Raw genomic sequence first — 12927 nt, 5'->3', positions numbered from 1 at the left:
TTAAATTCCCATCGGTACCATATACAACCCTGTATCTTCATCATGCTTTACAACGACATCTACACCGTATATCGTTTTAATCATATCCTCTGTTACTACATCATTCGGGTTACCTTTCGTAACGATTTCACCATCTTTCATAACAATAATGTGATCACTATATCGAATCGCTTGATTAATATCATGCAGTACCATTACAATCGTCAATCCATATACTTCATTTAATTCTTTCACTAACTCTAATATTTCAAGCTGATAATAAATATCTAAATACGTTGTTGGCTCATCTAAAAAGAGCATCGGTGTTTTTTGTGCTAAAGTCATCGCAATCCATACCCTTTGTCTCTCACCGCCAGATAAAGCATGAATTGGCTTATCTCGCTTACTCTGTAAATTCGTACAAGTAAGTGCCCTTTCAATAGCTTCACTATCTTCCTCATTGTGTGAAGAAAAAATATTTTTATATGGCATACGACCAAAACTCGTTAATTTTTCTACAGTAATATCTGCCGGCGCCTCATTTTGTTGATGAACAACCGCTAGTTTTCTAGCAAACTCTTTCGGCTTATACATACTAATTGCTTTTCCATCAAGTATTACTTCCCCACTACGGGGAGTGTGATTTCTTGACATAACACCAAGTAATGTTGATTTCCCACAACCGTTTGGGCCAATAATGGTTGTGATTTTCCCCATTTCTATTTCACTACTAACAGACTTTAAACGATCTGTTACATTGTCATACGAAAAGGTTACATTTTTAATTTCCATGAACTTTATCACTCTTTCTCAGCAAGAATATTAAGAATGGGCCGCCAATAACCGCCATAATTGTCGCTGCTGGAATTTCATTAGGTGGCACAAGCAATCTTCCAATCGTATCCGCCGTCAAAATTAACAATGCCCCTGCTAGCGCAGAAAATGGAATTAACACTTTGTGATCTGAACCGACAAATTGTCTTGAAATATGAGGAACAAGCAAACCTACGAAAGCAATAACTCCTGCAATGGCGGTTGATACAGCCGCTAGCAACACTGCAATTGCGGAAATAATAAGGCGAACTCTCGTCACATGAAGACCTAAGTTCTTTGCAGTCTTATCTTGTAATGATAATAAGTTACACCACGCTCCTACAAACAGCGCAAGAACAAGTCCAATTGTTCCGTATGTGACGATGATTTCCACATCTCCCCATGTCTTCATTGTTATATTTGAAGTCGTCGTTTGTTTAATACTCTTAATGAAGTATCCGCAGATCGTAATGAACGATTCATTTAATCCAGTAAACATCGCGTTAATGGCAATACCAATTAAAATGATGCGTAACGGACTCAATCCAGATTTCCATGAAAATGAATAAACTAAGTAACACGCAAAAGCTCCGCCTAAAAAGGCAAATACCGGTGTCCAGAAGAAAAACTGTGGAAATAATGTAATAATTACAAGTGTCATAAAACTTGCCCCTGAAGATATCCCAATTACCCCAGCATCCGCAAGTGGATTTTTCATGACAGCTTGGAAGAGCACACCAGAAACAGCAAGTGCCGCCCCAGTGAATAGTGCAATGATAATACGTGGGAAACGTAAATCTTTAATAACTTCAACATCTTCATTTGCCCCTGTAAATATTCCTTGTACAAGGTCAACAATACCTACTTCTAAACTACCTTTCGTCGCTGACAACAAAGTCATAACGATGAGTAATACAGTAACAATAAAGAAACTCCAAAATTTTTTATTCATGCTAATCTTCCTTTATATTAAAATGCATCACGGATACATCATTTTTTTCAATTCATCTAAAGCTTCAGTCGCTGCTAAATTTCCTGTCGTTCCAAATAAACGCTCTTCTAAATCGTAAACACGATTATTTTTAACTGCAGCGAAGTGTTTCCAAATATCATTTGTTTTAAATTCTTTATCAAACATTTTTACAACTTCATCAGGCATACCATGTGCTGCTCGTAAAATAATGTCTGGATCAGCTTTTTTTAAATACTCTGTATTAGAAGCTAAATACTCTACTTGTTCACCTTGTACAATGTTTTTACCACCTAATTGTTTCACTAAATCTCCAATATAAGAATGCTCTGTTGCTACTAAATAACTCCCCGGTACACCTAATAAAATAAGCACTGTCGGTTCTTTCTTTCCCTTTACTGCTTTTTGAATCTCTGCAACCTTGTTATCTAACTTAGTTACAACTGCTTCAGCCTGCTTTTCACGTCCATATTGCTTACCTAAATTAATAATGGAATTTTGCATATTTTTTAAACTTGTTAGATCTAAAAAGTTTGCTTTCATACCTACACCATCAAAAACTGGCTTTAATTCATATTCAAGTGTTGTCACGGATAATACTTCTGACGGCTTTAATGATTTTACCTTTTCCATATCAGGACTCATCGGATTCCCAACTTCAGGTAAACCTTTATATCTCTTTGGTAAATCTTTAGTACTTGTTGGTACACCAATTAAATCTACTTCTAATGCATCCATAATTTCAGTAACAGCAACTGTCGTTGCGACAATCCTCTCTTTACCCTCACTCTTTACCTGCTTCGCTGTTTCTTTTTTGGGCGCCTGGCATCCAGCTATACTCACTAATAAAATGATAGCCATTAGTACACTTACAATTTTCTTCACTCTTAATCACCACTCCTTTCCAAACAATATGAAACAAGTCTTGATGCATGCAAACATGCATCAAGACTCCAAAAATTACAATCTACCTGCTCTATATTTTCGAACTAGTAAAGCAAGTGAACCGAGCAGTAGCACCATGTATAAACCAAGTTGTGCTGTATCTGCTGTTTTTGAGTTTTTCTCTTTTTTCGCATCATTCTTTGTATCTTCTTTTTTCTTCTTATCATCTGCATTTCGGTTAAAATCAGGAGTACCTACTGTTTTTACATTATCTACTTTCGGTGTAGTCACTGGATTTTTCGGATCATTTTTTGGATCCTCTTTAATAGTTCCTACCGCGCCGATATTATTTGTATCAAATTGAATTTGTACATCGTAGAAGTGGTGGTAGTTCATCTCATCAATGTCTACTTTCACTTTTGCATTTAATTTTTTAAATAAATCTTCTACTTCAAATTGTACTACTCGCGTATTTGTATTTTTATCTTCACTTACTACTTTTGCATCAGCAAAAAGACTATTGTTTTCTGTTTGGAATTTCGTAATCCACGCACTATTTTTCAGCGTCATCTCAATGTACTTTTTACCATCTTTAACGATTAATTTTGCTGGATTTACAGTATAGTCATGCATCTTTGAAAGTTCTTCTGTTTTGTCTTTTAACACTTTAAATGTAATATCATATTGACCATCCACTAAATTTTTCGGATCAACTATTACTTTCGGTGTATTATTTCCACCTTGATTGTCATTTCCGCCTTGGTTGTCGCTTCCACCTTGGTTGTCGTTTCCACCTTGGTTATCATTTCCGCCTTGGTTGTCGTTTCCGCCTTGGTTATCGTTTCCACCTTGGTTCCCTAAAGCTTTGATACTATCTTGATCAAATACAAATTGAACATCGTAGAAATGGTGATAATTCATTGAATCAATATCTACTTTTACTTTTGCATTTAATTTTTTAGACAAATCATTTACTTCTACTTCTACTACTCTTGTATTTTGCTCTTTATTTTCACTTAATACTTTTGCATTAACAAACGAGCCATTCTTCTCAAAATCAAACTTTGTAATCCATGTACTATTTGTTAATGTAAACGATACATATTTCTTACCATCTTTTACTTTCAATACACCTGGGCTTTTTGTGTATGTATTCATCATTGATATTTCATCTGTTTGATCTTTTAATACTTTAAAGCCAATGCTGTATTCACCGTCTTTAAGAGCGTTTGGATCAATTGTTGTATTATTGCCTTGGTTGTCGTTTCCGCCTTGGTTGTTGTTTCCACCTTGGTTGTCGTTTCCGCCTTGGTTGTTGTTTCCACCTTGGTTGTTGTTTCCACCTTGGTTGTCGTTTCCGCCTTGGTTGTCGTTTCCGCCTTGGTTGTCGTTTCCACCTTGGTTATCATTTCCGCCTTGGTTGTCGTTTCCGCCTTGGTTATCATTTCCGCCTTGGTTATCATTTCCGCCTTGGTTATCTAACGGTTTAATGCTATCTTTATCAAATGCAAATTGAATATCATAGAAATGATGATAATTCATTGAATCGATGTCGACTTTTACTTTTGCGTTTAATTTTTTCGATAAATCTGCTACTTCCACTTCCACTACACGCGTATCAGCTTTCGTATCTTCACTCAATACACTCGCATCAACAAACGAACCATTTTTATCAAATTCAAACTTTGTAATCCAAGCGCTATTCGTTAATGTGAATGATACATATTTTTTACCATCTTTCACTTTTAACACGCCTGGACTCTTTGTATACGTGTTCATCATTGAAATTTCTTCTGTTTGATCTTTTAAAGCTTTGAAATTGATACTGTATTCACCATCTTTAATGGTTTCAGCATCTGGATTTTTGTTTCCATCTGGTTTTTCTACTTCCGGTTTCTCTACTTCTGGCTTCTCTACTTCTGGTTTCTCTACTTCTGGTTTCTCTACTTCTGGTTTCTCTACTTCTGGTTTCTCTACTTCTGGTTTCTCTACTTCTGGTTTCTCTACTTCTGGTTTCTCTACTTCTGGTTTCTCTACTTCTGGTTTCTCTACTTCTGGTTTCTCTACTTCTGGTTTCTCTACTTCTGGTTTCTCTACTTCTGGTTTCTCTACTTCTGGTTTCTCTACTTCTGGTTTCTCTACTTCTGGTTTCTCTACTTCTGGTTTCTCTTCATGTTTAATTTGTTCAAGCTTATCTTGTTCAAATAAAAGTTGCACATCATGTGTTTGCTTATAGTTTCTTGATGCCATTTCGATAAATACTTTTGTATTTAGTTTTTTAGATAAATCGTTTACTTCAAACTCTACTACTCTTGTATCTTTTTCTTTATCTTCACTCACTACTTTTGCATCAACAAACGCACCATCTTTTTCCGTTTGGAAATTTTTAATTAATGAGCTACTTTTTAGTGTTACAATTGCTTTTTTCTTACCATTTTCTACTTTTAATACCCCTGGATTTACCATGTAAGTATTCATCTTAGATTCTTCATCTGTTTGATCTTTTAACACTTTAAACGGAACGCTGTACTCACCATCTTTAATTGTTTCAGTATCTGGTTTTTCTACTTCCGGTTGTTTCTCTTCATTTTTAATTTGTTCAAGTTTATCTTGTTCAAATAAAAGTTGTACATTATGTGTTTGCTTGTAACCTTGTGATGCCACTTCAATAAATACTTTTGTATTTAGTTTTTTAGATAAATCGTCTACTTCAAATTCTACTACTCTTGTATCTTTTTCTTTATCTTCACTCACTACTTTTGCATCAGCAAATGCGCCATCTTTTTCCGTTTGGAAATTTTTAATTAATGAGCTATTTTTTAACGTTACAATTGCTTTTTTCTTACCGTTTTCTACTTTTAATACCCCTGGATTTACCATGTAAGTATTCATTTTAGATTCTTCATCTGTTTGATCTTTTAACACTTTAAATGGAATGCTGTACTCTCCATCTTTAATTGTGTTAGAATTTGGTTGTTGATCTGGGTCAGGCTTTTGGTCGGGCTTCTGACTCGGATCCGGATTTTCATTTGGATCTGGCTTATTAGCTGGGTCCTCTTTTTCATTTGGTTGTTCTACATGAATCGGTGTAATACTATTTTGATCAAATGCAATACGCACATCATAGTCATGATGATAATTTAAAAAATCAATGTCTACTTTTACTTTCGCATTTAATACCTTCTCTACATCGTCCACATCAAATTCTACGACTCTTGTATCTTTTTCTTGATCTTCACTAATTACATTTGTCGCAACAAACTGACCACTTTTTTCCGTTTCAAACTTTGTAATCCATGAACTATGTTCTAACGTAAAGGATACTTTCTTTTTCCCATTCTTCACTTTTAAAGTTCCTGGACTTACAGAGTATTGATTCATCATGGATTCTTCATCTGATGTGTCTTTAAGAACTTTGAAACCGATTGAATATTCACCGTCAGCTAGTTGACTAGCAGCTTGAACTGCAAGGGGTTGTAGCGTTGATACGAATGTGAAAATCGTTAGAAACATTGCAACAACAATTTTAAAATACCTGTTCAATAGAATGACTCTCCTTTTTAAAAAATTTCCAATTATTTAATGCTGTTCCCATCAAATACAAAACGAATATCATATGAAGCGTTATAATTAATAATTGGGATGTTAATTTTCACCTTTCCTTTTAGTTTTTCTGACAAGTCAGCTACTTCAAATTCTACTACTCTAGTATTCTCTTTTTTGTTTTCACTTAAGACTGTTGTTTCTAAAAATTGACCATCTTTTTCTACTTGGAAACTTTTAATAGAAACACTATCTTTCACTTTCAATGAAACGTATTGTTTTCCATTTTTAACTGTTAATGTTGCTGGACTTTCAAAATAACTATTCATTCTAGATGATTCATCTTTATCGCCTTTCCATACAGTAAAAGCAATATTATATTTTCCATCAGCTAGTTGTGTAGCAGCTTTTGCATCTTGTAACCCTAGTGTTGCTATAAACGTAAATAAGACAGCAAATACGGCAATAATCATTTTAAATTGTTTAAACATATATTCATCGCCCTTCCAAAGATTTATTTACCTAACTTCACTTTACGAACTAAGAAAACACCTGAAATAAGAAGTAATGCTGCAAATAATCCGATACGTGCTTCATCACTTGTTTTTGGGTTATCTGTTTTTTCAGCTTTCCCACTTTCATTTGTTCCTTTATTTACATCTTTGTTTGTTTCTTTGCTCTCTTCTTTCTTCACTTCTTCTTTTACTTGTGTATTTTTTTGAGTTTGATCTTCATTTTTTGTTGCAGCAGTTGCCTTATTCTCTCCACCTACTGCTTTTACATTTGCATCAAACGCAAAGCGAATTGTGTAGTTATGGTCATAATTTACGTTCGGTACAACAACATGAATTTTTACAGCTGCTGGTTTAGATAAGTCGTCTATTTTAAACTCTACAGTTCTTTTATCTGCAGATTCATCTTTACTAACAACTTTTGCATCAACAAAGTTCCCGTTCTCTGGTGCTTTAAATTCTGTAATCCAAGCACTATGATTCATAGGAATTTGTACTCTCATCTCACCATTTTTTACAATTAACTTAGCTGGTTTTTCAAAATAATCATTTGCCATTGAAGCTGAATCATTTTCTGCTTTTTGTATGACATAGTTAATATCGTAAGTACCGTCAGCTACATTTGCCGAAGCTTGTCCGAATGGCACTACGAGAAAAGCTAGCATACATACGAATGTCATAATAAAAGCGGGTAATACCGAAAACTTTCTCATTTACCTTACTGCCTCCTTGTTTTTCTTTTTTGAAAATGATAATTATTCTCAATATATAAGAAAAAAAATAATCTTTCTATCTCTATTTTATAACGAGTAACACTATGTAGTTAGAAATATATTGATTATCATTCTCATTGATAGACAAAAAAATAATCCCACCAATTTTTCCTATAAGAATAAACATAAAACTCTTTCATCATTTTATTGATTATCATTCTCAACGAATTTCAAAAAAAATAAACCGCCTAATTCTATCGTTCTATCACCTCTTCTTACAAAAATGATATAGTCATAGAAAACCTCTTCCCTTCCAATATTTCCACAACTAAGTCAATCTTAGCCTACTGGTAATTTTTTTGTCAACTATATTACGTATAAAATTTTTAATATCTGAATTCTTCTATATATAATTTTTCTACAAAAAAAGAGGCTTTCTTTTAAAGAAAGCCTCTTTCCCTTATTTTTCTACAGCAATTTCTTGCTTTTGAAATAAAGAAACTACATATCCAATTGCAATTCCAATGATACCCGGAACTAGCCAACCAATCCCTACACTATATAATGGAATTTTATCTAAAATAGGAGCAAGGGCCGCTACTTGAAGATTTGCATTATGCAATCCATCAAAGAAGCTAATTGCAAATGCGCCTACAATACCGCCTACATACATAGCTAATGGAAGACGAATATAGTTTTCAACAAGCGATAATACGATCAGTACGATACCAATTGGGTAAATTGCAATTAAAATCGGCAATGCTAATGCGTTTAACTGAGTTAAACCAAGATTTGCTACCATAAATGCTAATACAGAGAAAATGAAAATGACTTTTTGATAAGAAAGCTTTGGTAATAACGAAGAAAAATATTCTCCACAAGCTGCTACAATACCGACAGAAGTTGTTAAGCATGCTGCTGTAATTGCGATACCTAGTAATAATGTTCCGTAACTACCAAATAAATGATTCACGACGTTTGTTAAAATAATTCCACCGTTTGCTCCCATTCCAAGTGAAACACTTGAAGCTCCAAGGTAAGCAAGTGCTAAATAAACAAGAAGTAAGCCAAGTGCTGCAATAAATCCTGCAAAGATTGTTACTTTCGCAATACTGTTCTTATTTGTAATGCCTTTTGCTTTTAAAGCATTGATCACAACATTTCCGAAAACAAGTGCTGCTAATCCATCTAAAGTTAAATATCCATCAATAAAACCTTTAAAGAGCGGGGCACTATACGCTTCTGTAGGGGCACCAAACTCTCCCATTGGAGTCATAATTGCTTTCGCTACAATAATTGCAATAACAGCTAATAAAATTGGAGTTAACACTTTACCAATGCGCCCCACTAATTTCGATGGGTTTAATGCTAAATAGAAAGTTACTGCAAAGAAAATAAATGTAAAGATAACAAGTGGATAGGATTGACCAACTATCTCACTTGGTAAAAACGGTGCAACACTCATTTCATAAGCAACAGTCCCTGTACGTGGCACACTAACAAATACGCCTAAACATAAATAAATTGCAGTAATGAAAAGTAGCGCGAATACAGGATGTACACGTCTTGCTAATTCATTAATATCTCCCTTTAGAGCTATAACAATAACTCCTAATAAAGGCAGTCCTACACCTGTTACGATAAAGCCAAATAATGCGATCCATACATCTGTTCCAGCACCTTGTCCTAACGCTGGTGGGAAAATCATATTACCGGCACCGAAAAACAGTGCAAATAACATTAAGCTTATTGCAAACATCTCAGAAAACTTTAAAGATGATTTCATTTCTACTACCTCCTAATTATTTTATTGACAAAATATTCTGAATTAAAATCCGTCACATATCCTCTTTCAAGCATACTTCCCCGTAAAAGAACGCAAAAAACACCCGTCCCTAACAAAGGGACGAGTGTTGAAATCGTGGTTCCACCCTTATTCTAATAAAATGAATTTATAACGAAATAAGCTCATTTTATAGCTCGTGTAAATTGATAACGGTTTTATCCGCCAAGAATTACAATGCATCTGCAGTTCACTCTTGAAGTTTAGAGGTGGTAAGTTTGTCTTTCCGTATTAGGAAGCTCACAGCCTAAGGCTTCCCTCTCTGAAAATCGTCAAAAACAACTCATGTCCTCATCATTACTTTTATAAAATATGTTGTCGAAACTTGTTGTTTTTTATTATATGGGCTATTTTTTAAAAAATCAATAGTTTTATTTTTTCTGACAAAAAAATATAGGAAGAAAACTTTTCTCCCTATAACCGCCCTATTAATATTTCTAATTCCTCAGCTGTAATATCTCTCCATTTCCCTACTTCCAGTTCATTTAACTCTATATTCATAATGCGCTCTCGCTTTAACTTTGTTACAGTAAATCCGAAAGCACGACTCATTCTACGAATTTGCCTATTCATTCCTTGCGTTAAAACGATGCGGAATGTAGACTGATTAACTCTCGTCACTTTACATGGCTTCGTCATTCCATCTTTAATCTTTACACCGCTGGACATCTCATCAATAAACCAATCTGTAAACGGCTTATCAACAGTGACAACATATTCTTTCTCATGCTCATGATCACCGTGCAAAATTTGATTCGCAATCGCACCGTCATTCGTTAATAAGATGAGTCCTTCCGATGCTCTATCTAATCGTCCAACAGGAAAGATTCGTTCTGGATAATCGATATAATCAATAATGTTTCCTTCAATATGTTCGGCTGCTGTACAAGTAATGCCAACTGGTTTATGAAAGACGATATACACCTTTTCTTTCTCTTCCTTTGCAATAACCTGTCCATCAATCGTTACAACATCACCATCGCTCACGATTGTACCGTGTGTACAAATTTCACCGTTAATCGCGATACGTCCTGCTTTAATAAGACGGTCTGTTTCGCGTCTAGAGCATGATTTTGCTTCGCTTATGTATTGGTTGATTTTCATGTTTTTTTCCTTTTCTTATAGATTAAAAGCGTCAATCCATGGCAATATCATTATGCCAAGATTGACGCTCCTTTACTTCGCAAAAACAACTAAATAAATAACCCCAATTACCAAAAATATTCCGCAACAAGCTAACAATACTTTTGCAAGTTTGTCCATAAACATATAATGGTTTCCCCTTTTGTTTGGTTGTTTGCTATTTTAATTCGACAACTGTTACGCCTAAGCCTCCCTCGCCCATGTCACCGTAGCGGTATGTTTTCACGCCGCGATGTTTCTTCAAGTAATCTTGTACACCTTGGCGAAGCGCTCCTGTTCCTTTACCGTGAATAATTGACACACGAGGATAGCTTGCAAGCTGTGCATCGTCTAAATATTTTTCAACGCGCATCATTGCATCTTCATAACGTTCGCCGCGAAGGTCTAGCTCTAACGACACGTGATAATCTCTACCCTTCACACTTGCGACTGCTTTTTTCTCAGTTTGCTTCGGTGTATTAATGTATTCCATATTGGATTCTTTCACTTTCATCTTCAGAATACCAATTTGTACGCTCCACTCTGTGTCACTTACTTTTTCAAGCAATTGACCTTTTTGACCGAACGTTAACACTTTTACTTCATCACCTGATCGTAATTGTTGTTTCGGCGCTGTATTTTTCACATTTACTTTTTGTTTCTTCACAAGCTCTGGCGCTGCCCCTTCTAGACGGCTCTTTGCTTCAATAAGCTCATGGTCTTTCACATTTACAAGCTGTGCTTTACGCAATTGACGAAGTTCATGAATAATGCCTTCTGCTTCTTTCTTCGCAGCTTCGACTTTTTCTTCCCCTTCTTTTTGCGCTTTTAATAATTTCCCATCACGCTCATCGTTAAATTCAATAATTTGACGCTGTAATTCACGATGAAGTTTTTCAGATTGCTTACGATGTTCTTCCGCTTCTTTTCGTTCGCGCTCTGCATTTTTTTGGCTTTCTTCTAGCTTTACAATCATATTTTCGATTTTGTTCGTATCTGTACTAATATGGTTACGAGCGCGATCAATAACGCGATCAGACAAACCAAGACGCTTCGAAATTTCAAAGGCGTTACTACGTCCTGGTACACCGATTAATAATTTGTACGTTGGGCTTAATGTATTCACATCGAACTCAACGCTCGCATTAATAACTTGCTCACGATTGTATCCATATGCTTTTAATTCTGGGTAATGCGTCGTTGCAACAACGCGAGCACCACGGTTACATACTTCATCTAAAATAGAAATCGCTAGTGCAGCCCCTTCTTGCGGATCTGTCCCAGCACCTAATTCATCAAATAGGACTAAACTTTCAAAATCAGCTTTTTCTAAAATATCTACAATGTTTACCATATGAGAAGAGAATGTACTTAAATTTTGTTCAATCGATTGCTCATCACCGATATCAGCAAAGATGTTTTTAAATACACATATCTCTGATTCATCCATTACCGGAATATGAAGACCAGATTGCGCCATTAAGACACAAATACCGACTGTTTTAAGTGTAACTGTTTTACCACCAGTATTCGGTCCTGTAATAACGATTGTTGTGAAGTCTTTACCAAGCATAATGTTATTTGGCACGATAATTTCCGGATCAATAAGCGGATGGCGTGCTTGTTTTAAATCCATGTAGCGTTCATTATTTACGATTGGCTTCGTCGCTTTAATTCGCTTCGCATAAAGAGCTTTTGCAAAAATGAAATCAAGATTTGCAACTACTTCTACGTTTGATAGAACGATATCAGCTTCCACTGCTACTTCTTCCGTTAACATCATTAAAATGCGTTCTACTTCTTGTTTTTCTTTCACACGCGCTTCTTGAAGTGCGTTATTTAATTCCACGATTACTTGCGGTTCGATAAATAATGTTTGTCCAGAAGCAGATTGATCGTGAACAATACCACCATATACGCCGCGGTATTCTTGTTTTACCGGGATTACGTAGCGTTCGTTACGAATCGTTACAATTGCATCTGATAACATTTTTTGCGCGTTTGAAGAACGCGTCATGTTTTCTAATTTCTCACGAATACGGCTTTCCGCAGTACGAATTTGGTTACGAATACCACGCAATTTGTCACTTGCGCTATCGACTACTTCACCGCCGTCACCAATACAATTTGTAATCTTCTTTTCTAAATCATATAAAGACACAATTTGCGCGACATGTGTTTCTAAAATTGGAAGCTCAACACCGTTGTCAATCATATCGTCAATGAAACGTTTCATTTGGCGACTACCGTACATCGTACTTGCGATTTCAATTAATTCATGAGGACTTAACATACTTCCAATTTTCGCACGCTTAATATTGGAGCGAATATCAGAAATCCCTCCAAGTGGTACATGTCCTTTTAAACGGATAACTTTCGCTGCCTCATCCGTTGTTTCTTGCAGTTCCACAATTTCTTCAAAATCTGTGCTTGGCACTAAATTCTTCACTTTATCACGACCAAGTGAAGATGCTGTATGTTCAAGTAATTGTTCTTTTACTTTATTGTATTCTAATACACGCAACGTTCGTTCTAACATGTTGCAGG

9 protein-coding genes and 1 other annotated feature are annotated in these 12927 nt (G+C 35.4%); all 9 genes read right to left on the bottom strand.

From position 1 onward, the window contains the following. Positions 1 to 771 carry an ABC transporter ATP-binding protein gene (locus MKX77_RS01810; protein WP_341305662.1) on the bottom strand — a complete coding sequence of 257 codons (771 nt, stop codon included), beginning with the start codon at positions 769 to 771 and terminating at the stop codon, positions 1 to 3. Beyond that, on the bottom strand, positions 761 to 1744 hold the full coding sequence (locus tag MKX77_RS01805) for a FecCD family ABC transporter permease (protein WP_341305661.1): 984 nt from the start codon (positions 1742 to 1744) through the stop codon (positions 761 to 763). Before MKX77_RS01805 ends, MKX77_RS01810 begins: the two co-directional genes overlap by 11 nt. Before the next feature lie 27 nt (positions 1745 to 1771). Beyond that, positions 1772 to 2647 carry a heme ABC transporter substrate-binding protein IsdE gene (isdE, locus tag MKX77_RS01800; RefSeq protein ID WP_341305660.1) on the bottom strand — a complete coding sequence of 292 codons (876 nt, stop codon included), beginning with the start codon at positions 2645 to 2647 and terminating at the stop codon, positions 1772 to 1774. A gap of 75 nt (positions 2648 to 2722) precedes the next feature. Further along, entirely contained in the window at positions 2723 to 6190 is a 3468-nt protein-coding gene (locus tag MKX77_RS01795; RefSeq protein ID WP_341305659.1) for an NEAT domain-containing protein, read from the bottom strand. 32 nt (positions 6191 to 6222) lie between these two features. Further along, positions 6223 to 6681, bottom strand: coding sequence for an NEAT domain-containing protein (locus MKX77_RS01790; protein ID WP_002067448.1), 459 nt, complete (start codon positions 6679 to 6681; stop codon positions 6223 to 6225). 23 nt (positions 6682 to 6704) lie between these two features. Continuing rightward, on the bottom strand, positions 6705 to 7415 hold the full coding sequence (gene isdC / locus MKX77_RS01785; RefSeq protein WP_016102984.1) for a heme uptake protein IsdC: 711 nt from the start codon (positions 7413 to 7415) through the stop codon (positions 6705 to 6707). A 460-nt stretch (positions 7416 to 7875) separates the two neighbouring features. Next, entirely contained in the window at positions 7876 to 9201 is a 1326-nt protein-coding gene (gene brnQ6, locus MKX77_RS01780; protein ID WP_341305658.1) for a branched-chain amino acid transport system II carrier protein BrnQ6, read from the bottom strand. A 113-nt stretch (positions 9202 to 9314) separates the two neighbouring features. Beyond that, positions 9315 to 9565 (bottom strand) — a binding site (T-box leader). A 107-nt stretch (positions 9566 to 9672) separates the two neighbouring features. After that, the gene (locus MKX77_RS01775; protein WP_341305657.1) at positions 9673 to 10362 is read right to left on the bottom strand and encodes a 23S rRNA pseudouridine(2604) synthase RluF; all 690 of its coding nucleotides are present in this window, start codon (positions 10360 to 10362) and stop codon (positions 9673 to 9675) included. Positions 10363 to 10558: 196 nt separating this feature from the next. Further along, positions 10559 to 12919 carry an endonuclease MutS2 gene (locus MKX77_RS01770; RefSeq protein WP_341305656.1) on the bottom strand — a complete coding sequence of 787 codons (2361 nt, stop codon included), beginning with the start codon at positions 12917 to 12919 and terminating at the stop codon, positions 10559 to 10561. Positions 12920 to 12927 lie beyond the last annotated feature (8 nt).

It is taken from the genome of Bacillus sp. FSL R9-9410 (assembly GCF_038050385.1).
Classification (GTDB): Bacteria; Bacillota; Bacilli; order Bacillales; family Bacillaceae_G; genus Bacillus_A; species Bacillus_A cereus_U.
The sequence above is the reverse complement of the archived record's forward strand: the minus strand, read 5'-3'. Positions and strand labels throughout refer to the sequence as shown.

Bases quoted from the DNA above. Each gene is read 5' to 3' on its own strand.
- MKX77_RS01805 (WP_341305661.1), bottom strand. From the start codon at position 1,744: ATGAATAAAAAATTTTGGAGTTTCTTTATTGTTACTGTATTACTCATC.
- brnQ6 (WP_341305658.1), bottom strand. From the start codon at position 9,201: ATGAAATCATCTTTAAAGTTTTCTGAGATGTTTGCAATAAGCTTAATG.
- MKX77_RS01770 (WP_341305656.1), bottom strand. From the start codon at position 12,919: ATGTTAGAACGAACGTTGCGTGTATTAGAATACAATAAAGTAAAAGAA.
- MKX77_RS01810 (WP_341305662.1), bottom strand. From the start codon at position 771: ATGGAAATTAAAAATGTAACCTTTTCGTATGACAATGTAACAGATCGT.
- MKX77_RS01790 (WP_002067448.1), bottom strand. From the start codon at position 6,681: ATGTTTAAACAATTTAAAATGATTATTGCCGTATTTGCTGTCTTATTT.
- MKX77_RS01775 (WP_341305657.1), bottom strand. From the start codon at position 10,362: ATGAAAATCAACCAATACATAAGCGAAGCAAAATCATGCTCTAGACGC.
- isdC (WP_016102984.1), bottom strand. From the start codon at position 7,415: ATGAGAAAGTTTTCGGTATTACCCGCTTTTATTATGACATTCGTATGT.